Origin of the sequence: Mycolicibacterium peregrinum (assembly GCF_001665625.1) — a bacterium.
GTDB lineage: Bacteria > Actinomycetota > Actinomycetes > Mycobacteriales > Mycobacteriaceae > Mycobacterium > Mycobacterium peregrinum_B.
Map to the genome: position 1 here is coordinate 21,083 of NZ_LZSY01000087.1, position 20,645 is coordinate 41,727.

Here is a 20,645-nt window from a genome sequence, read left to right on the forward strand (position 1 = left end):
GTTTCCGGATGAACCGGCCAAACGGAAGGATGTGGCCAATGGACAGCCCAGACTCGGAGACTGGTGATCTCGCCGAACTGCAGGAGGAGCTCAGGCTTCGACTGATCGCCGGGTTCTGGGACTACGACGACTTGCTCGAATGGGCATCCGATTCCGAAGTGCTGCAGCCTGACGACGCGGCGCTCCTGGTGGGATCGATGTGGGATGAGCGGGTGGCCGAGCAGGCCGCCTGGCTCGACACCGGTGATTACGGTCGGTTGAAGGACACGTTCACCCAGCTGGAATCGGAGGGCATCCTCGGTCGGATGTGCTTCTCCTGTTGCATGACCTGTGGCACCAGCGAGATCGACGACGAGCGCACCCTCAATCCGAATCCGCCGGACTGGTATCGCTACCGCGAGTGGGCCTACACCTTTTTCCACGAGCAGGATGCACTGCGGCTAGGTGAATACCCGCCGAAATTGGCATTGGGATACAGCTCTTTTCGTGCGCATCCCGACTTGCCGGAGGCATTGGTCCAGGCCTCCTACGACGGGGACGAAGCGGCGGCCGAGGAGGTGAAGGACCGTACCGACACGATGGTGGGGCAGCGAATCGTCGCAGTGGTCGAGAGTTTTGGTCTGACTACGTACTGGTCTGGGTCACGCCACCAGCGAATTGAGATCGGGATCAATGAGTGGCGCAAGCCGCTGCCGTCCCGCGGCCCGGCATCGGTGCAGGGGGAAAGCCGGACGTGGCCGGGTCCGATGCGCTGGCTGGGGAGTCTGCTGAAACCACTCGGCGGTAACGCCTAGCGGCGGGGCGTCGCAATGGATGTTGCGGCTTGGCCGCGCTACTCGTCGTCTGGAACGAGTTGGGCGAGGTAGCCATCGAAGGACTCGGCAACAAAGGATTCGATGTTCGGCTCAAATTCCTCGGTATCGACCACGACGATCGCGGGGTGCACCCGCAAGCCGGACGAATCGACCGGCGAACGCCGATAGTCGAGACAGAGGTCCCAATGCCCGTCGCCGTCAAAGGGAATCAACCACTCGGCGTCGGCGGGTCGCGGCGGGCCCCACTCCGGGTCATGCCACCAGGCGTCCTTTTCGATGCGCGGCCATTTCGGGCCGATGCCCCGGATGGAGTAGTGGACGGTGTTGTAATTGCGCCCAGGCGGAAAACGGAGCTGAAGAACCCCGCCGTTCCTTGCACGCAGCAGGGCGACCAACGCCTCAGGTAATCGCACACCGAGTTGACTTTCGGTGGCATCGAGCAGCTCGTCCGTCAGTGGGAGTTGATCGGACCCCGGCTCAGCCAGGTCCCTCCACACGTGCGCCGGGTGCATGCCGCCCAAGCTACACATCGCGCACTTTGCGTTATGACCGGCGTCGGCGAGATCCACACGCACTCACCAAAAGACGCGCCCCCATCCTCGATTGGCCGTTTCAGCGCGTCTGTTCGCCGGTTGAGGAGTAGGGTTTCTACAAACGAAACTTGGATAAACTCCTCTGGAGGCTACCGTGCGCGTCGAAGTCGACCTGGATCGCTGTGAAGGCAATGCCATCTGCGAGAAGCTCGCGCCGCAGCTGTTTCAACTCGATGAGGACGACTACTCGGTGGTCCAACTGGATCCGGTGCCGGCCGGGCTGGAAGAAGTCGCCGCTAAAGCGATCGAGGAATGCCCACGGGCGGCCCTGCGCCGCGGCTAGCCTCGCTTGCGTGGCAGATAGATTGGTCGCCGATTACATCGTCGTCGGTGCTGGTTCGGCCGGATCGGTCGTGGCGTCGCGACTGGCGTCGGCAGGTGCCGATGTGGTGCTGATCGAGGCCGGCGGCACGGATCGCCGCCCCGATGTTCGCGTACCGACCGGGATTGCCTCGCTCTACCTGACGGCGAACTGGAAACATCAGTGCGCGCCCGATCCGAGTAAGGGCGACATCGCCGAACACTTCCCCGGTGGACGGATCATCGGCGGCAGCGGGTCCATCAATGCCATGGTCTACGTGCGCGGTCGCGCCGCCGACTACGACGGCTGGGCCGCGGCCGGATGCGAAGGTTGGTCGTACGACGAGGTTCTGCCGCATTTCAAGGCCATCGAGAACTGGATCGGCGGCGGTGACGAGTATCGCGGCGACGCCGGCCCGATTCCGGTGTCGTGGTGTGGACACCACCACGAGGTCGACGAGGCGTTCATCGCTGCCGCCGCCGAGGCCGGACACGACCGCAACCCAGACCAGAACGGACGGTCGCAACTGGGAGTATCTCGAACCCAGGTCAACCAGCGTCGAGGCCTGCGGGTCTCCTCGGCGCATGGCTTCCTCCGGTCGCTACCCCGAGATCGACGGCCCCGGCTGCTGGCCAGAACGACGGTGTCGCGGATCCTCATCGAGAACGGTCGAGCTGTCGGCGTCGAGTGCGGGGGTCGCAAACTGCTTGCCCGCCAGGACGTTATCTTGAGCGCAGGCGCCATCGGCTCACCGACGCTGCTGTTGCGCTCGGGCATCGGACCGGCAGGCACCGTGCTCGAGCTTCCCGGCGTCGGCGAGAACTTCCAGGACCACCTGGTCGGCACTCAGTTCTGGGAATCGAAGGTGCCGACGGCAAATACACTCGGGCCGATCAGGGCGCTGAAGGGTGTCGGCTCACTGCTGCTCGGCGGCACCGGGGTACTCACCATGTCGCCGTTCGAAGCCCAGATCTTCACCGACGATTTCCAAATCGCGGTCAGCCCCATACATTACGAGCTCGACGGGAGCACGGGCCGCACGGCCATCGAGCGCGTCGACGGGTTCACCGTCTACACCGTGCTCATGCATCCGCAGACCCGGGGCCGGGTCGGACTGCACGACGGTAAGGCCAGGATCGAGTTCGAGCGTTTGGGTGATGGAGACGACATCGATCGGCTGCGCAAGGGGATGAGCCATGCCCGTGACGTCGTCGAGGGTGCCTCGGCCATGAAAGGCATTGCGGGTGCGTACCTGAACACCGGCGATCAGGATCACGCATGGCTGGCCCGCCGGGAGACCAGCATCGGCCACGCGGTCGGAACGTGCCGCATGGGTACCGATGACGCGTCGGTCGTGGACCCCGAGTTGCGCGTGTACGGCATCGACGGACTCCGCGTCATCGACGCATCCGTGATGCCGACACTGACCTCGGGCAACACCAACGCGCCCACCATGATGATCGCGCACCGCGCTGCGGATCTCCTACTCGGAGTGTGACTTTGCTCGCCGCTCACGCCGGGGCGGAGGCGAGGAGAAATTCTGCCAGCTTGGCGCTGGCGGGGCCGAGCCGTGACTGTTCGGCTGAGGCGAGGTAGATGTCCCACATGATCGCCGGTCGTATCTCGATGGCGCGCAGGTCCGGATAGTGCGCGGCCTCACTGGCGGGCATCACGATGGTGCCGAGGCCGTGTCGGACCAGACGGCCGGCAATCGAGTATTCGAGAGCCACCTCGTGAGACACCCGGGCGTCGACGCCGGCAGCCGCGAAAGCGGTGTCGACGAGACGTCTGAGGCCGAATTCGCGCGGAAACCCGATCAGATCCTCGTCGCAGAGTTCAGCGACCTCGACGTCATTGCGGTCTGCGAACGGATGATCCCTGCGGCAGACGAACACCATCGGTTCTCGGCACAGCAACTGCATCTGAACGCGCGCGGGGAACCGGTCCGGTGCCGATACCAGAGCCAGGTCGAGTGAGCCGTCGGTGATCGCCGAAAGATAGGCCATGGAACCAATTTGGCTCTGCCGCAACCTGATGCGGACAAGCGGATACTCGCGGTGGAAGTCGCCGAGTATCTCAGGTACGTCGAGCGTGCCGAACGAGATCAGCGACCCGAGGTCGACCGTTCCGGTCAGCTCTCCGTGGTACGCGCTCACCGCGTCCTTTGCCAGTCGCGCGGACTGGACCACTCGGCGGGCATGCTCACGGAACAGCTCTCCCGCAGGTGTGATCCTGATCTGGTGTTTGGAGCGGTCGAACAGATCCACTCCGAGTTCCTTCTCCAGTTTCGCCACTGCCGTGGACAGGGCCGACTGGACAACGTGTGTCTGGTTCGCGGCCCGGGAGAAACTCATCTCACTCGCGACCGCGATGAAGTACTCAAGCTGGCGAAGTTCCATGACCTCGAGTATCTCGTTTCGCGATAGAGATGATCAATATTGTTCGTTGGACTTGATGGATTGGCATTGGTCTGATGGAAGGGCAAGATTCGAACGAAGGAAGTGAACATGCTGGCTGCAGGCAATGTCACGGTCACCGATCTGCTGTGCGTCACCCCGCCCCGGATTCCCGAGGGCGCGCATGCGATGACGCAGATCATCGAGATCCCGCCGGCCGACCCTGGCGTGCAGCCGCACCGTCACTCCGGACCCGTCTTCGGCTACGCGCTGGAGGGGACGATCCTCTTCGAGCTGGAGGGTGAGGCACCCCGGAACATTGCTGCGGGAGAGGCGTTCTGGGAGCCCGGTGGAGATGTGGTCCACTACCAGGTCGCGAATCTGGACCCGCACCACCGCGCTGTTTTCCTGGCGGTCTGCATCTGCGCTCCGGGCGTCGACATGATCACCATGCTGGGTCCCGACGAGATCCAGGCCCGCGACCACCTGCGTCATCCGGACGCGCGTCAAATCAACATCGGCTGACCGAGGAACGAGGAAACAACCGTGAAAGCCCTGATCACCGGCGACCGCGCTGCGGGCGCCGACGGACTGTCGCTGTCCGAGATCCCCCACCCGCATGCGGCCGAGAACGACGTCATCGTCGCGGTGCACGCGGCCGCTTTCACTCCCGGTGAGCTGGACTGGCCGGGAACCTGGGTCGATCGCGCCGGGCGGGACAGGACGCCCGCCGTGCCTGGTCATGAAGTCTCGGGCGTAGTTGTCGAACTCGGCTATGGCACAACGGGCCTCACGGTCGGGCAACGGGTCTTCGGGGTCACCGACTGGGCCCGCAACGGCACTCTCGCCGAGTACGTCGCGGTCGAGGCGCGAAATCTTGCGCCGCTGTCGGCCGGTGTCGACCACACCACTGCGGCAGCACTTCCGATCTCGGGACTGACAGCCTGGCAGGGATTGTTCGACCACGGGCACCTTGCGGCCGGGCAGACCGTGCTGATCCACGGCGTGGCCGGTGCTGTCGGATCGATCGCGGCGCAGCTGGCGCGCGAACGCGGAGCCCGGGTGATCGGTACCGGTCGGGCAGCGCAGCGGGACGCCGCGCTCGAGCTGGGGGCCGATGCCTTCCTCGTGCTGGAAGGCGGGTGGGAAGAGGCCGTCGGCCAGGTCGACGTGGTGTTCGACGTGATCGGCGGTGAGATCCTGGATCGCTCAGCGCAGTTGGTGCGGGCGGGTGGCACCCTGGTCACCATCGCCGAACCACCCCGGGTTCAACCGGCGGACGCTCGGGCAGTCTTCTTCGTCGTCGAACCCGACCGGACGCAACTCGTGATGCTCGAGCGCAAACTGCGCGACGGCAAACTGCGGCCGACTGTCGGTGCGGTCCTTCCGCTCTCGGATGCGGTGTCGGCGTTCAACCCGGCGAAACGCGTCGCGGGCAAGACGATCATCCGGGTGGTCGAGGGCAGCTGAAGCCGCACACCGCGAGCGTGCGCATAATGCGGCCGTTTCAAGGCGTGTCGGGCGACAAACACGCACGCTCGCGGTGGTGGGTGAGTGAGCTACCGGATCGGCTCGTCTCCCAACACCGTGGTCCGCAGCATGTGCCGGGGTGAGTTGGGTTCGTACGGCGCGGCCCGGTGCAGGACACCCTGGTTGTCCCAGATGACGGTGTCACCGACCGACCACTTGTGGCTGTACACCTTGTCTGTGGTGGTGGCGTGGGCGAGGAGCTCAGCGAGCAGGGCCCGGCCCTCGTCGCGGTCCATCCCGACGATGTAGTCCGCCGAAGCGCCCAGTACCAACGACTTTCGCCCGTTGCGGTGCGTCCACACCAGCGGGTTCTCGTGGGTAGGTCGGGCCTGCCAACGGCTCAGCTGATCGGGTGTCGGATCCGGATAGACCCGCCGCTGCGACGCTTCCAGGGAGTGGACCACCCGCAACCCGCGATAGCGCTCCTTCTCGGCCTCATCGAGCGAGTCGTAGGCCGCATAGGTGTTGGCGAACTCGGTTTCACCTCCCCGGGCAGCGACCTCCAGGGCTGACAGCACCGTCGCCTTCTGCGGGCATTCGTCGTGCATGGGGGTGCAACCGTCGATATGCCAGTCGAACGTCGCCTTGAGGTATTCGGCGGCCTTGTTCTTCGTCTTGTCCAGCGTGATCGGGTAGATACCCGAGACCGGGTGATGGCCATCTGCCGAGCGGTCGATCTCGCCGAGGCGCTGCGAGAAAGCCACTTGGGCTTCGGGATCCAGATGCAGGTTGTGGAAGACCAGCACCCCGTTGTCCTCCAGGGCGTCGAGCACCGCGGCTCCCAGGCTGTCGTCGGTTCCCAGGCGTTCGGGGTCGACGCCGACAACCTCGGCGCCCACCGAAGTGGTCAGCTTGTTGATGGTCAACACACTCATCGGGTGCGTCCTTTCAGGGTTCGGTGGTGTTACGGCCGTGGCTCGCCGGTGCGGATCATCACGGCGTCGGCGGAATCGGTCGGAGCTGGTTGGTGCATGATCTCCACCGACATGGCGACCATGATCAGCGAATAGACCAGGTGCAGCAGGTTGAGCGCATCGTCGGGAACGTCGTCGAGCGGAAACTTGTCGCAGTACTCGATCGCCTCTTCGACGCGCGGGAAGAAAGCGTCGTAGAACTGGTGCATCTCCGGCATGGTGCTGGCGAGGCGACGATCCCACCGTTCGGTCTCCGTTGGCAGGCACCAGATTTCGGCGTAGGGCTCGAGTTCGGCGAAGGCGCTGGGGAGTCGCGGGGAATCCGTGGAGGTTGTGGAGGCCATGCTCACACTCCTGCCGGTGCTCGGTCGCGCTGATAGGCCTCGACCCAGTCGACCGCCATCTTGTGCAGGTGCCGTACCAGGATCTCCTGATCGTTGAGCGGGTAGTCGTCGATGACGTCGTACTCGAGCGCGGCCTGGGTGCCGCCGAGCATGCCGGCGTCCTGCAGGGCGAACTCTTTGAGCACCACGGCGGCTACCTCATGCTCGACGCGTTCCCGCACCGTGCGTGCCGGGTGGAAATAGGTGAACGCCTCGAACCGATGGGTGTTGTGTGAGGTCGGCCAGTAACGGTAGAGCAGGTACCAGCCGCCGTAGATCAGGATCTCGAGGTTGGGGAAGATCTGGAAGTTGCTGATCCCCCAGGGATCGATGTTGCCCGGGTTGAGTCCGTGCATCGGCAGTTCGCCGATGTCGGGAGTCCGCCAGGGACCCACCAGCCCGCTTTGGGTGGCCCGTTCGATCGGGTACATGTATTCCGGTGCCAGCAGCCAGCGTCGGGTGCCGGCCGTCGAGACGAGGCGGTGCGGACCGTCGAGTTGAAAGTGGCCGCAGGTGAAGCCGGCGTTGGGATCCCGAACCTCGGGCGGAACCTGCTGGGTGTGCAGCGAGGGCACGTGGTAGTACTCCTGGAAGGCGTCGGCGAAGATCTTCCAGTTGCTGTTGTTGTGTGCCACCCAGTCGTATCGCTCGGTGAGTTTGTCGAACGGGTAGTCGTCGAGCGCGGTGACCATGGGGCCGAGGAACTCGCGCAAGCTCTGGCGCGGTTCGCGGTCGAAGTTGACGAACACGAAGCCCGCCCAGACGTCACAGTGCACCGGCACCAGTCCGTAGTCATCGGGGTTCAGGTCGCTGAAACGGTCCGCGTCGGGCAGCGATATCAGCCGTCCGTCCAGGCCGTAACGCCAGCCGCAGTGCCGGCATTCGAACTCGGCTCCGGTACTGCGTAATTCGGTGGCGCGGAAGTCCGGTGGCACCAGCGTGTGCCCGCGTCGACGGCACAGGTTGTGGAAGGCGCGGATACCGCCGTCGTGGTCTCTCACCAGGAGCAGCGACGCTTCGGCGGCCTCGATCTGCCGGGTGATGAAACTGCCGACCTCGGGCGTCTCTTCGACCCGGCTGATGTTGAGCCAGGCCCGCTTGAAGATGGCCTCCTGTTCCAAAGCGTAGAACTCTTCAGAGATGGAGTCCCGGAACGGGATCGGGCCGGTACCCAGATCGGGATAGTGTTCGGTCCAGGAGCCCTCAGCCGGCTTGGGCCACTTGGTTGCCATGTGAACCTCCGTAGTGACTAGTGCGATTTCGGACTGCTCGGACGGCTCGGGAGCCGTTACATCACTGCGCCGCCGTTCACCCCGAGGGTTTGACCGGTGATGAATCCGGCCTCCTCGGAGCACAGGAACCCCACGGCGGCAGCGATATCCGCACCGGTACCGAGTCGGCCGAGCGGGATGTTGGCGGCGATCGTCTCGTTGGGCGGCAGGTAACCCGCAGCCTGCGAGTGGTGCTGCATCGGGGTCTCGATACCCGATGGCGGGATGTTGTTGACCGTGATGCCGTGCGCGGCGTACTCGCGCGCCAGCGATTTCGTCAGGGTCAGCAGGGCGCCTTTGGAGGCGGCGTAGTGGGCCGCGAACGGGGTGCCGCGCTGCGCACTCGACGAGGAGATCATCACGATGCGACCCCACCCCGCCTCGACCATGTCCGGCAGTGCCACCTGGCAGCAGCGGAAGGTCCCGCTCAGGTTCACGTCGATCATCTGCGCCCAGGACTGTTCGGTGATGTCCGCGAACGAGGCGTACCCGAACATGCCCGCGCTGGTCACCAGGATGCCGACCGGCCCGAGCTCGCTGCGCACCTTGCCGAAGGCCTCTTCCACCGCAGCCCGGTCGGTGATGTCGGCGCCGACCGCGAAGGCGGTGGCGCCGGCCGATCGCAGGTCGTCGGTGACGCGTTGGGCGGCATCGGCATTGACGTCGAGCACGGCGACCTGATGTCCACGCCGACCCAACTCGTGGCACGTCGCCTCGCCCATGCCTGATGCCCCGCCGGTCACCACGGCCACCCTGTTCACACTGGTTTTACTCATAGACCACTCTCACTGTGCGGCTGGTGGGCAGTGCCTGGCACGTCACCACCCAGCCCTCGGCAATCTCGTCGTCGTCGAGGGCGTCGTTGTTGAGCATGCGCGCGCTGCCCTCGACCACCTGAGCCATACAGGTTCCACACGAACCGGTTTCGCAGGAGGACGGCGCCTTCAGGCCGGCCAGCCGCGCGGTCTGAAGCAGGGTGTTACCTGCGCGGTACGGCGCGGTGACGGTGCTGCGGCCGAGTTCGATCGTCACCTCTTCGGTGACCGCAGGTTCGTCCGCGTCGGGCGGCGGGATCGCAGCGACGCTGAACCGCTCCAGATGCACGTGCTGTTTGGGGATCCCGGTGTCGAGCAGGACCCGTTCGACGGTGTCCATGAACGGGGCGGGTCCACAGACGTAGTAATCGGTAGCCGCGTGGCTGTCGTTGGCGATGAAATCGGCGATCTGTTGCGGCGAGACGACGCCGTCCAGATCGTCGAGGTGATGGTGCACCTGAAGGTGCTCGCTGTGGCTGTCGACGAGGGCGGCCAGCGCCTCCCGGAAGATCACCGAGTCGAGATTCCGGTTGGCGTAGAACAGTCGAGTCCTGCGGGTGGTGGCGGCCAGTGCCGACTGCACCAGCGAGAACACGGGGGTGATGCCGCTGCCGCCGGCGAAGGTGACGATGTTGCGTTCGCCTGCAGTAAGGACGAAGCGGCCTTCGGGCGGTGCGACGTGCAGTTCGTCGCCGATGCTCACGGTGTCGTTGACCCAGTTGGAGACCAGGCCGTCGCGATCACGCTTGACGGTGATCCGCAGATCGGGATCGACGGTCGGCGACGAGGACATCGAGTAGCACCGGCGATGTTCGGCCCCGGCGATTCTCGGCCGAATGGTGATGAATTGCCCCGCCGCATAACGGAATCGGTCTCTGGCCGGCTCGGGGATGTCGAGTACCAGGGATACCGCGTCGGAGGTCTCCCGGATCACCTGCTTGATCCGCACGGGAGTGAACCCGTCGGCGTCGATCACGTCGGCGGATTCCGTGCGGGGCGTCGTCGTAGATGTCTCCATCGCGGTCAACAATATCAAGTACTTGTCATTAATCTCAAGTGGTAGATATCGACGACGGTGCGGGGGCATGACCCACTCCCGTAGAGGTGCGCAGGCGATACGTCCGCACCACCATTTCGCCTGTTCGGTGCACCTCGATTACCTGTCGGTAAGTCTGAGGCTCTAGGCTGCGGTCTGACGCTCGCGGTGATTGTGCCGCTCTACCTGCCGCACACACCCCGAGGACACCTTGATGGCGATCGCCGATGTTCCCGCCTACCTGCATCTCAGCAGGGAGGATGTCGAAGAGATCGCCTATGAACTCGAGGTCATCCGCCGAGACGTCGAGGAGTCGCTCGGGGCGCAGGACGCGGCCTACATCCGGCGGGTCATCCACTTCCAGCGGGCGCTCGACGTCGCGGCACGACTGATGATCGCCGGCACCCGGTCGAAGACCGGATGGTTGGTGGGAACGTGCGCACTGGCATATGCGAAGTCCATCGAAAACATGGAGCTCGGCCACAACATCTCCCATGGCCAGTGGGATTGGATGAACGACCCCGAGATCCACTCCAACACCTGGGAGTGGGACATGGTCGGACATTCCGCGCAGTGGCGGTACTCGCACAACTACCGGCATCACGTGTACAGCAACGTGCTCGGGATGGACGAGGACATCGGCTACCGCCTGCATCGGGTCACCACCGACCAGCCGTGGCGCTGGGTCCACTTGGCGACACCGGTGCGAAACCTGGTGCTGGCCGCGATGTTCGAATGGGGCATCGCCCTGCACGGCCTGCACTCCGAGCGTCTGCGGCACGAGACGCCAGACGGCCTCGCCGTGGAAAAGCGGAAGTTCTTCGGCAAGATCGCCCGCCAGTTGAGCAAGGATTACGTGGTCCTGCCCGCCCTGAGCCTGCGCCGGTGGCGTCGGACCCTGGCTGCCAACATCACCGCGAATGTGGTCCGGAACCTGTGGGTGTACGTGAACATCATCTGCGGGCACATCCCCGACGGCGCCGAAACTTTCGATCCGGCGGTGGTCGAGGATGAGACCAAAGGCGAGTGGTATCTGCGGCAGATGGTCGGGACCGCAAACTTCAACGCGAGCCGGCTGCTGGCGTTCTCAGGCGGTCACCTGTGCTACCAGATCGAGCATCACCTGTTCCCTGACCTGCCGAGCAACCGCCTTCCAGAGGTCAGCGTTCGTGTACGGGAACTGTGCGAGAAGTACGACCTGCCCTACAACACGGCGTCGCTTCCGCGCCAGTACTTCCGGACCCAGCGGATCATCCACGGGTTGGCGTTTCCCGACTGGATGCTGAGCATCGGCCGGCGACGCCGCAAATAGGCGATCGCCTCGTCGGGAGGCGGAGATGTCACGGGTCGATGTGATCGGACTGAGGGGTGTTGCCCGTCCCCTGTTCGATCACCCGACGCAGGAGCGCCTTCAGTTGCTCCTGCTCGTCGTCACTGAGCACGCCGAACACCCGCTCATGGGCGGCGACGGCGTCGGCGACCACCGCCGAGGCCACCGCCCGGCCTTCGTCGGTGAGGAAGACCTGCAGGATGCGTCCGTGCTGGGGATCCTGTTTGCGCTCGACCAGGCCACGCTTCTCCAGCGCGGTGAGCGCGAGCTGCACGCCCTGCGGGGTGATCAGCAGGCGACGAGCCAACTCGGCGCCCGACAAACCCGGTTGATTGGTCAGCTGGCGCAGGACACCGATCTGGGCCGTGGTGACCCCGTGGTCCTTGACCGACTCGTTGACCTCGGTGAGCGAGAAGTAGAACGCCTGTTTGAGCCACCACAAGGTGTTCTCGGTGAGGTCCATGCTCTCGTCTCCTGCCGTGCCTGTCATTTTCGACGCTAGCGCACGTCACCTGGTTCGCGGCGAGCCGCTCAGACGTGCTTGTAGATCGCGCCGTCCTTCATCACGAACCGGACGTCGAGCGTCGTCGCGATGTCGACGCTGGGATCGCCCGCGACGGCGATGACGTCGGCCAGGTAGCCCGGGGCCAGCTGCCCCAGCTCGTCGGCGGCATCGACCAACTCCGAGGCCACCAGGGTCGCGGCTTGCAACGCCTGCATCGGGGTCATGCCCCGCTCGACGAGCGCGCACAATTCCTTCGCGTTCTCGCCGTGCGGGACGGCCGGGGCGTCGGTGCCGCAGGCGATCCGGACCCCGGCGGCGATGGCCTTGGGAAGCATGGATTTTGCCCGGGGGAACACCTCGAGTGCCTTCTTGCGTAGCTCGGGGGCGATGCGGTCGATGGCCATGGCATCGGTGAGATAGGTGGTGGACACCAGGAACGTGCCGTGGTCGACCATCATCTGGATCGTCTCGTCGCTGGCCAGGAATCCGTGTTCGATGCAGTCGATGCCGGCGCGGATGCAGGCCTGGATCGCGGTGTCGCCGACCGCATGGGCAGCGACCTTGACGCCTGCGCGATGGGCCTCGTCGGCGATCGCGGCGAACTCGGCATCGGAGTACTGCTGGGCGCCCGGCGCGGTGCTGTGGGACATCACGCCACCGGAGGCCGACACCTTGATCAGCTTGGCGCCGTGGCGGATCTGGTAGCGCACGCACGCGATGACGTCTGGAACCCCGTTGGCGATGCCCTCGGCGATCGACAGCGGCATGATGCCCGGCGCCAGCCGCTGGAAGACCGTGGGGTCGAGGTGTCCGCCGTAGGGGGTGACGGCGTGGCCGGCCGGATAGATGCGCGGCCCTTGGTGCCAGCCCTGGTCGATGGCCCGCTGCAACGCAACGTCGAGCAGGTAGCCACCGGTCTTGACCATCAGGCCCAGGTTGCGGACCGTGGTGAACCCGGCGTCCAGCGTGGTGCGGGCGTTGACCGCGCCGCGCAGCGTCCGGTACGCCGGATCGTCCTGCACACCGTGCATCGGGGTCGGCAGGCCGCCTGGGTTGCCCGGACCGCCGATCAGCAGGTTGAGTTCCATGTCCATCAGCCCGGGCAGCAGGGTGGCGTCGCCCAGATCGATGACGGTGGCCGAATCCGGTAGTGGCTCTTCGGGGTTGATGGCCTTGATGCGGTTGCCCTCGACGACGACGACGGCCGGGGAGTGGACCTGGCCGGCAGCCACGTCGATCCAACGGGCGGCGCGAAGGACTGTCGTTTTCACGTTGTCGGTCTGGGTCACGGCACCGGCTCGGCGACGCAGTCCAACGATGTGGCACCGGAGTCGGGTACCCGTGGCTGTTTCCAGCACTCCACCGGGAACGACACTGTGATCATCGAATACAGCAGGTGCATCAGGTTGAGCACGTCCTCGGGCAAGGCGTCGAGGCTGAACTTGTCGCAGAAGCTGATCGCCTCCTCGGCCCGCGGCGTGATCGCGTCGTAGAAGGCCTGCATCTCGGTCATGGTGCTGGCCAACCGCTTGCTGTAGCGCTGCGGCTCGCTGGACAGGCACCAGTCCGAAAATTGTTCGAGGTCGGCGAATTCGGCCGGCAGTTTGACGCTCATCGGTTCACACTCCCGCGGTCTTGCGTTGGTAGTCCTCGATCCACGACGCCGTCTCCTTGTGCAGGTGACGCAGCAGGATCTCCTGATCGCACAGCAGGAACTCGTCGACCACCCGGGTCTCGATCGAGGTCTGGGTCGCTTCCAGGGTGTTGGCGTCCTGCAGGCCGTACTCCTTGAAGGAGACCGCGGCCAGTTCCTGGCCCAACCGCTCGCGCGGGGTGCGTGGCTGCGGGAAGTACAGCGTGCACTCGAAGGTGTGCGTGTTGAACGACGTCGGCCAGTAGTGGTAGGTCAGATACCAGCCCTGTCCCCAGAACAAGATGACGAAGTTCGGGAACAACTGGAACGAGTCCAGCCCCCACGGATCGCACTTGGCGGGGTTCAGCCCGGCCGGCATCTCGCCGAGATCGGGCTTCTCCCACGGTCCGAAAAGTCCGCTCTGGCAGATGTCTTCCATGGGCTTGCGCATCTCGTCCGGCATCTCCCAGGCGCGCACGCCAGACGTGCTCACCAGCCGGTGCGGCCCTTCGATCCGGTAGTGCGGGGCCTCGAAACCGGACTCCGCGGCGGCCTTGGAGTAAGCGGTGGGGGATTGGTTCGCGTGCAGGATGGGTGCGTGGTAGAACTCCTGGAAGGCGTCCATGTAGAGCTTCCAATTCGCCTTCACCTCAGAGCGATACGTGAATCTCGAGGTCATCTTGTCGAACGGGTAGCCTTCGAGATCGGTGATCATGGGGCCCAGGAATTCGCGCAGTGACTGCTCGGGCACCTTCGCGAAGTTGACGAAGATGAAACCTTCCCACACCTCGCAGTGCACGGGAACCAGGCCGTAGCGGCTCTTGTCCAGGTCGAAGAACTCTGCCTCCTGCTGGACGAAGGTCAGCTCACCGTCCAGGTCGTAGCGCCAGGCGTGGTACTTGCAGGTGAACTGCCGGCACACTCCACTGGTCTCTTCCAGCGGCATGTCGTCCCACACCAGCTTGTTGCCGCGGTGTCGGCAGACGTTGTGGAAGGCCTTGACCTCTCCGGACTTGCCTCGTACCACGATGATCGAGGTGTTGGCCGCCTTCATCTCCCGGGTGAAGTAGCTGCCCTTGCGTGAAAGCTGTTCGACCCGGCCGACATTCAGCCAAGCGCGTTTGAAGATCGCCTTGCGTTCCAGCTCATAGATCTCCGGGCTGATCGAGTCTTCGTAGGACACCGGCCCGGTGCCGAGCTCCGGGTAGTGCTGAGTCCAGCTGCCTTCAGCCGGCTTGGGAAACCGAGCCATGCCCGCTCCTCTGAGGTGTGGTTCGACCGATGATGCCGACATGGGGCTGCAATGCCGGCCAGGGGCTTCAGGCTCGACGGTAGACGCCGGTTTCATCAATGACAAGTAGTTGATACTCTGAGTTCGACTGAGGCGGGAGAGTCTGGATGGATCAACATCTTGGGGAGTATCTCGGAATCGAGGCCGACTGGTCGCTCGACGGCGACGCTGCCGACACCGTGGAGGTGATCTCCCCGCACACCGAGCAACCCATCGCCCGGGTGGCGGCAGCCGGGCCCGCCGAGGTGGATGCGGCCGTCGCGGCCGCTCGTGCGGCCATCGACCACGGGCCGTGGCCACGCCTCGATCCGGCGGAGCGCATCGCGGCGGTGCGGCGCCTCGCCGAGGTCTACGCCGGGCGACGCGGCGAGATGGCCCAACTGATCTCGGCCGAGATGGGTGCGCCGATCACTTTCGCCCAACGGGCGCAGGTCGGACTGCCGACGATGATGATGTCCGCGTTCAGCGAGCTGGCCGAGACCTACCCCTGGCAGGAGACCCGCACCGGGTTCTTCGGATCGGACATACGTATCCAGAGACAGTCGGTGGGCGTCGTCGCCGCCGTCGTGCCCTGGAACATGCCGCAGTTCCTGATCGTCACCAAACTGGTGCCGGCGCTGCTGGCCGGCTGTGCGGTGGTGCTCAAGCCTGCACCCGAATCCCCGTTGGATGCACTGCTTTTAAGCGACATGCTCAAAGAGATCGGCCTGCCCGAGGGCGTCGTCTCCGTCGTCCAGGGGGATGCCGCCGTCGGCGCGCACCTGGTCGGTCATGCAGGCGTCGACAAGGTCTCGTTCACCGGCTCCAGCGCCGCGGGCCGGGCCGTCGCAGCCGCCGCCGCGGCCAACCTGACCAAGGTCAGCCTCGAGCTCGGTGGAAAGTCGGCGGCGATCATCCTCGATGACGCCGACCCGGCGACGGTCGCGGCCGGGGTGCGCTCGGCCAGCCTGTCCAACAGCGGCCAGATCTGCAATGCGCTGACCCGCATCGTCGTCCCGGCCTCTCGGGAACGCGAATTCGTCGACGCCCTGGCCGACCGGATGAACGCACTCGTCGTGGGCGATCCTGCCGATCCCGCCACCGAGCTCGGGCCACTCGTGTCCCGACGCCAACAGCAGCGCGTGCGCGACTACATCGACCTCGGCGGGCGCGAGGGTGCCCGGCTGGTCTGCGGCGGCACCGATCTGCCCGACGGTGTGGACACCGGCTGGTACGTCCGGCCCACCCTGTTCGCCGGCGCCGACAACTCGATGCGCATTGCCCGCGAAGAGATCTTCGGTCCCGTCCTCACAGTGATCGCATACCGGGACGAGGACGAGGCCGTCGCGATTGCCAACGACTCCGACTACGGACTGGCCGGCTCGGTGTGGACGGCCGATCCAGACCGGGGAATCGGGATCGCCGAGCGTGTACAAACGGGGACTTTCGGGGTAAACCAGGGGTACACCATGGATCCGTTTGCACCGTTCGGCGGTATCAAGGACAGCGGCTACGGCCGCGAACTCGGCCGTGAAGGGCTCGACGGGTACCTCGAGACCAAGTCCATCGCCGTCGCGGCCACCCGGTGATCGAGAGGGAATGACGATGACCACTACTACGTCGCCCAGGATTCCTGCCGCCGAGCGCATCGCGGTGCGATGCGTCGATTCCGACGTGCATCCGGTGCCCCGACGGGGCGAGCTCGGTCAGTACATCCCCGAGCCGTGGCGGTCCCGATACTTCAACTCCCACGATGTCGGCGACCTGATCTACTACGACGCTCCCGACTATGCGCATGCCTACGCCATGCGCACCGATTCCTTCCCGTCCGACGGCGAATTCGCCGGCAGCGACCCCGATCTCGCGTTCCGGCAGCTGATCATGGAGGCCGGAGCGGATATCGCCGTCCTGGAACCAGCGGCATACTCGGCCCACATTCCCGAGGCCAACCATGTGATGAACTGCGCGCTGAACGACTGGCAGGCCAATCACTGGCTCGACAGCCACAACAACTGGCATGAACGCTGGCGCGGATCCATCTGCCTGGCGGTCGAAGCGCCGGAGTTGGGGGCGCAGGAGATCGAGCGGTGGGCCGGTCATCCCTACATGGCGCAGATCCTGATCAAGGCCGAGCCGCGTCCGTCGTGGGGTGACCCGAAGTACGACCCGATCTGGGCCGCGGCCACCAAGCACGACATCACCGTGAGCTGCCACCTGTCCCGCGGCGAGTACGATGAACTCCCCCTCCCTCCGGTCGGGTTGCCCAGCTACAACCACGACTTCATGGTCACGTACTCACTGTTGGCGGCCAACCAGGTGATGAGCCTGATCTTCGACGGGGTTTTCGACCGGTTCCCGACGCTGCGCATCGTGTTCGTCGAGCATGCATTCACCTGGATCCTTCCCTTGATGTGGCGGATGGATGCCATCTACGCGGCCCGCAAGGGTTGGATGGACATCAAGCGCAAGCCCAGTGAATACGTCAAGGACCACATCAAGTTCACCACCCAGCCGCTGGATTACCCCGAGGACAAGACCGAACTGTCCCGGGCATTCGAGTGGATGGAGTGCGAGAAGATCCTGCTGTTCTCCAGCGATTACCCGCACTGGACGTTCGACGATCCCCGCTGGCTGGTCAAGCATCTGCCCGAACATGCCCGCGAGCCCATCATGTTCCGCAATGGCATCGAAACCTACAAGCTGCCCGAGACTGTTCCGGTGCTCGAGGGGCAGGTTCGGGTCTTCTAGGACGTTCAGGCGAACTTCGTCACCACGGGCGGCAGGTCGAGCGTCGATCGTATGCCCGGAGCCGCTGCACATACCGCGGCGACGACGTTCACCGCGCGGTTCGCGGTGTATCCCGGTGTGGTCTCGGCCATCCGCTCCAGGGGTATCGGCATCCGCAGGGTGACTTCCAGTGGCGCGTCGCCGGCCACTGAGACATGCCAGCCGGTTTCCCGAACCTCCCAGGCCGGCTCGAGGTCGGTGGTGCAGTACCAGGTGGCGCGGAAGGCCAGCAGATCCTTTCCGCCACGTCTTCCCGCGATGGTGATGCGTTGTGCGGCAACGGTTCCAGCCTTGAGGGTGCCGGCGGCGATGTGGACTTCCCTTGGCGTGGCGGCCAATTCGCCACGTGCGGTCACCTGCTCCAGCGGCAGTCCGACCGCATCGGCCAGCAGACGCAGCGAGGGACCGAAACTGGCTGCCAGATAGTCGGCGCGGAACTGGTCGAAGGGCGCCAGGTCGCGGCCGAATCCCATCAGATCGAATAGCAGCTCGGGGGAGTCTCGCTTGGACAGGTCGGCGTTCTCCTCGATCACGAGGCCATCGAGTCGGCGCTCGATCGAGGTGAGTACCAGCGGAAGTGCCTCGGAGATGAACCCGGGACTGCTGCCCGTGCTGTGCGCCGATGCCCTTCCGGCCTGACCGGCGGCTTCCACCCGGTCCCGCAGGTGTGGGTCCATGCTCGCGGGGTGATGGAACTGGCCGCAGGTCGCCACCACGTTGATGCCCGACTCCAGCAGCCGGCACACATCGTCGACGTCGAACGTGCGCGGCATGTAGAGCACACAGTCGGGGGACAGTGCCAGCACGTCCTCGATGCCGCCGGTGGCCCGCACGCCGATCGGTGCCACGCCGCACAACTCACCTGCGTCGCGCCCGATCTTGTCCGCGCCGTAGACGTGGACGCCAACCAGGGTCATCGCGGGATGGGTGATGACCTCTCGCAGGGCCTTGAGACCGATGTTCCCGGTGGCCCACTGCACCACCTTCAGGTCGGCGCTCATCGGACCGTGTGCAGGCCGACGGGCACACCGGAGTAGCGCACCATGCCGGTCACCACGTCGATGTCGTCCTTGTCGGTCAGTTCGTTCACATTTGCCTCCACATGGCCATGCGGCACCGAGACTGCGCCGCGTCGGATCCCTGGATCGAGTTTCGCGACCCCGGTCATCTGTCCGTGGGCGTTACGTACCGTCACGGCCGCGCCGTCGACGACGCCGGCGGCGGCCCCGTCATCGGGGTTGATCAGCACGTCGGCGGTATCGCCGAGAAAGTCCAGCTGCGCGTTGAGCCGTCGCATCTGTCGACGGGGGATCAGCACCAGTGCCGCCGGATCCTTCAGTTGCGCCAACCGGTCAACGAGAAGCCGTGGTGCCACCCGCCATCCGCCCATCCGCTCGATGTGCCGGTCCACCCAGGGCGCGGGCAGTTCGCGGCCGGCATCCACCCAGCCGGTCGCAGCCAGCTCCTCGAAGTCGCAGCGGGCCGCCGCCGTCAACCCGGCGAGCACTGTGTCATCAGGCTGGCCGGGATCGGCGATGTCGTGGCCGAGTCGTCGCCCGAGTTCGGCCAGAAACCACCACATTGATCGGCGGTCCCCGACGGCGGGCACCGCGGCCGGCGTGTGCTGGGCGGACACCCGCGAACTGAGCGCATCCCAGATCGTGATGTCCGGACGTTCCAACTGATCCTTGGTCGGCAATACGTGGGTCGACATCGCCACCGTTTCGTTGGCGATGATCTCGGTGGTGGCCAGCACCTCCAGCTTCGCCAGCGCCGGTCTGAGCGCGGTGGTGTTCGGGAACGAGGTGAGCAGGCTGCCGCCGAGGTTGATCAACGCGCGGATGTTGCCCGCCTCGATCTCGTCGGGCAGTGTCGCACAGGGCCATTCGTTCATGAACGACTGTGTCTCGGGCCGGCTGCGCGGGCCCGGACCGAACGATCCGTCCGGCGGGGAGATCGGGAGTTCGAACATCTCGAGCTGATAGGAGAAGCCGGGATGAAACCAGAATCCGCCGGGCCGGTTCATCGAGCGGGTGAGGATCATGATGACCCAGGCGAGCCACTGGGTGACGTTGGCCTTGTCCGCGGTCATGGTGACTCCGGTGCCCGTTTCGATCGCGATCCTTCGTGCGGCCAGCACAGCCTGCCGGAAACCGCGCAGCTGCTCGGGGGGGAGGTCGGACAGTTCGGCGGTGCGCTCGAGCGTGAACGGTTCAACCGCGACGGCCAGCCGATCGCAGCCCTGGACCCGCACATCGGGATCGATTCCACGTAACAGGATTTCGCGTACGAGGTAGGCCAGCACCGCATGGTCGGTGCCGGGGCGCGGTGCCAGGTGGCCAGTTGCCAGCCGCGCGGTCTCGGTCCGGCGTGGATCGATGACCCACACCTGGCCGCGGTTGGCGATATCGCGCACCGTGCCGGTCGGATTGGGCACGGCGATGGCATGGCCGTGCGAGATCACGGGATTGGTGCCGATGAAAACCACGAAGTCGGCATTGTCGTAGTCGGGCCGGCCGGACAGTCCCACGAATCCGCCCACCAGATCCGAGATCAACGGCTTGGCGGTGCCGTCGATCGTCAGTGGGCTGAACCGGGCCGGGGTGCCGATGGCGGCATGCAACGCCTCGGCCACCCGGGTTCCGGTGGCGTCCATGCCGACACCCGTTCCGAAGAAGATGCCGACCGATGCGGGCCCGTGGCGGTCGATGATGCCTTCGAGGCGAGCACCGAGATCATCGAGACACGTTGTCCAGGAGGTGTCCTGCAGCCTGCCGTCGATCCGCATCTGCGGCCGTTCGATCCGGTCGGGATGGTGGTGCATCTGCGGTAACGCGCGGCCCTTCGGGCATGCGTAACCCTTCGACAGCGGGTGGTCCCGATCGCCGCGAACCCGGGTCACGGTGTCGCCCTCGACGTCGATGAGGATCCCGCACACCGACGTGCAGATACGGCAGAAGCTCTTGACCGTCCGCACCGCGTCGCGCGTCGTGGTCGCCGACGGGTCGGGTCCCGTGATCCAGGTCACCGAACGGAATGTAGTCAGTGGCAACAATGCTGTCAATG

General features: G+C 65.3%; 21 protein-coding genes. 8 read left to right on the forward strand and 13 right to left on the reverse strand.

Annotated elements, in window-relative coordinates:
- Positions 1-38: 38 nt before the first annotated feature.
- Positions 39-794 (forward strand): DUF6891 domain-containing protein, encoded by a 756-nt coding sequence (locus A5779_RS11870; RefSeq protein ID WP_064882036.1) that lies wholly within the window; start codon positions 39-41, stop codon positions 792-794.
- A 38-nt stretch (positions 795-832) separates the two neighbouring features.
- Here A5779_RS11870 and A5779_RS11875 read toward each other — a convergent pair whose 3' ends face one another.
- Positions 833-1,384, reverse strand: a complete 552-nt coding sequence (locus tag A5779_RS11875) for an SMI1/KNR4 family protein (RefSeq protein WP_236734745.1) — start codon at positions 1,382-1,384, stop codon at positions 833-835.
- A 118-nt stretch (positions 1,385-1,502) separates the two neighbouring features.
- Between A5779_RS11875 and A5779_RS11880 the strand changes: the two genes are divergently transcribed.
- Complete coding sequence (locus tag A5779_RS11880) at positions 1,503-1,691, forward strand: ferredoxin (protein ID WP_055119589.1); 189 nt, start codon at positions 1,503-1,505, stop codon at positions 1,689-1,691.
- Positions 1,692-1,701: 10 nt separating this feature from the next.
- Complete coding sequence (locus A5779_RS11885) at positions 1,702-3,207, forward strand: GMC family oxidoreductase (protein WP_064882039.1); 1,506 nt, start codon at positions 1,702-1,704, stop codon at positions 3,205-3,207.
- 13 nt (positions 3,208-3,220) lie between these two features.
- On the opposite strand, the gene A5779_RS11890 is transcribed toward A5779_RS11885, so the two are convergent.
- Positions 3,221-4,108 (reverse strand): LysR substrate-binding domain-containing protein, encoded by an 888-nt coding sequence (locus tag A5779_RS11890; protein WP_064882041.1) that lies wholly within the window; start codon positions 4,106-4,108, stop codon positions 3,221-3,223.
- A 108-nt stretch (positions 4,109-4,216) separates the two neighbouring features.
- On the opposite strand from A5779_RS11890, the gene A5779_RS11895 reads away from it, so the two are divergent.
- Both A5779_RS11895 and A5779_RS11900 read left to right on the forward strand, forming a co-directional pair.
- Positions 4,217-4,630 (forward strand): cupin domain-containing protein, encoded by a 414-nt coding sequence (locus tag A5779_RS11895; RefSeq protein WP_064882166.1) that lies wholly within the window; start codon positions 4,217-4,219, stop codon positions 4,628-4,630.
- A 21-nt stretch (positions 4,631-4,651) separates the two neighbouring features.
- On the forward strand, positions 4,652-5,575 hold the full coding sequence (locus A5779_RS11900) for an NADP-dependent oxidoreductase (protein ID WP_064882044.1): 924 nt from the start codon (positions 4,652-4,654) through the stop codon (positions 5,573-5,575).
- Between the two features lie 89 nt (positions 5,576-5,664).
- Here the strand turns inward: A5779_RS11900 and A5779_RS11905 are convergent, their stop codons facing one another.
- From A5779_RS11905 to A5779_RS11925, 5 genes are read right to left on the reverse strand one after another with little or no spacing between them, the layout of a single operon-like run.
- Positions 5,665-6,510 carry a TauD/TfdA dioxygenase family protein gene (locus A5779_RS11905; RefSeq protein ID WP_064882046.1) on the reverse strand — a complete coding sequence of 282 codons (846 nt, stop codon included), beginning with the start codon at positions 6,508-6,510 and terminating at the stop codon, positions 5,665-5,667.
- 29 nt (positions 6,511-6,539) lie between these two features.
- On the reverse strand, positions 6,540-6,893 hold the full coding sequence (locus A5779_RS11910) for a hypothetical protein (protein WP_064882048.1): 354 nt from the start codon (positions 6,891-6,893) through the stop codon (positions 6,540-6,542).
- Between the two features lie 2 nt (positions 6,894-6,895).
- Positions 6,896-8,164 carry an aromatic ring-hydroxylating oxygenase subunit alpha gene (locus A5779_RS11915; RefSeq protein ID WP_064882050.1) on the reverse strand — a complete coding sequence of 423 codons (1,269 nt, stop codon included), beginning with the start codon at positions 8,162-8,164 and terminating at the stop codon, positions 6,896-6,898.
- A gap of 56 nt (positions 8,165-8,220) precedes the next feature.
- Positions 8,221-8,979, reverse strand: coding sequence for an SDR family NAD(P)-dependent oxidoreductase (locus A5779_RS11920; protein WP_174554221.1), 759 nt, complete (start codon positions 8,977-8,979; stop codon positions 8,221-8,223).
- A complete protein-coding gene (locus tag A5779_RS11925; RefSeq protein ID WP_064882054.1) occupies positions 8,972-10,036 on the reverse strand; it encodes a ferredoxin--NADP reductase in 1,065 nt (354 codons plus the stop codon). The genes A5779_RS11920 and A5779_RS11925 overlap by 8 nt, the downstream gene beginning before the upstream one ends.
- Before the next feature lie 232 nt (positions 10,037-10,268).
- Between A5779_RS11925 and A5779_RS11930 the strand changes: the two genes are divergently transcribed.
- A complete protein-coding gene (locus A5779_RS11930; RefSeq protein ID WP_064882056.1) occupies positions 10,269-11,366 on the forward strand; it encodes a fatty acid desaturase family protein in 1,098 nt (365 codons plus the stop codon).
- A 28-nt stretch (positions 11,367-11,394) separates the two neighbouring features.
- On the opposite strand, the gene A5779_RS11935 is transcribed toward A5779_RS11930, so the two are convergent.
- The 4 genes from A5779_RS11935 to A5779_RS11950 form a co-directional block, all read right to left on the reverse strand.
- Positions 11,395-11,847 (reverse strand): MarR family winged helix-turn-helix transcriptional regulator, encoded by a 453-nt coding sequence (locus tag A5779_RS11935; RefSeq protein WP_064882058.1) that lies wholly within the window; start codon positions 11,845-11,847, stop codon positions 11,395-11,397.
- 68 nt (positions 11,848-11,915) lie between these two features.
- Positions 11,916-13,160 carry a metal-dependent hydrolase family protein gene (locus A5779_RS11940; protein WP_064882168.1) on the reverse strand — a complete coding sequence of 415 codons (1,245 nt, stop codon included), beginning with the start codon at positions 13,158-13,160 and terminating at the stop codon, positions 11,916-11,918.
- Between the two features lie 14 nt (positions 13,161-13,174).
- A complete protein-coding gene (locus A5779_RS11945) occupies positions 13,175-13,504 on the reverse strand; it encodes a hypothetical protein (RefSeq protein WP_064882060.1) in 330 nt (109 codons plus the stop codon).
- A 4-nt stretch (positions 13,505-13,508) separates the two neighbouring features.
- Entirely contained in the window at positions 13,509-14,774 is a 1,266-nt protein-coding gene (locus A5779_RS11950; RefSeq protein ID WP_064882062.1) for an aromatic ring-hydroxylating oxygenase subunit alpha, read from the reverse strand.
- A 146-nt stretch (positions 14,775-14,920) separates the two neighbouring features.
- Here A5779_RS11950 and A5779_RS11955 point away from each other — a divergent pair, with 146 nt between their 5' ends.
- Positions 14,921-16,381 (forward strand): aldehyde dehydrogenase, encoded by a 1,461-nt coding sequence (locus A5779_RS11955; protein WP_165609139.1) that lies wholly within the window; start codon positions 14,921-14,923, stop codon positions 16,379-16,381.
- A gap of 16 nt (positions 16,382-16,397) precedes the next feature.
- Entirely contained in the window at positions 16,398-17,540 is a 1,143-nt protein-coding gene (locus A5779_RS11960; RefSeq protein ID WP_064882173.1) for an amidohydrolase family protein, read from the forward strand.
- Positions 17,541-17,545: 5 nt separating this feature from the next.
- Here the strand turns inward: A5779_RS11960 and A5779_RS11965 are convergent, their stop codons facing one another.
- The gene (locus A5779_RS11965; RefSeq protein WP_064882064.1) at positions 17,546-18,580 is read right to left on the reverse strand and encodes an NAD(P)H-dependent amine dehydrogenase family protein; all 1,035 of its coding nucleotides are present in this window, start codon (positions 18,578-18,580) and stop codon (positions 17,546-17,548) included.
- Positions 18,577-20,607 (reverse strand): molybdopterin-containing oxidoreductase family protein, encoded by a 2,031-nt coding sequence (locus tag A5779_RS11970; RefSeq protein WP_236734746.1) that lies wholly within the window; start codon positions 20,605-20,607, stop codon positions 18,577-18,579. Before A5779_RS11970 ends, A5779_RS11965 begins: the two co-directional genes overlap by 4 nt.
- Positions 20,608-20,645: the final 38 nt, after the last annotated feature.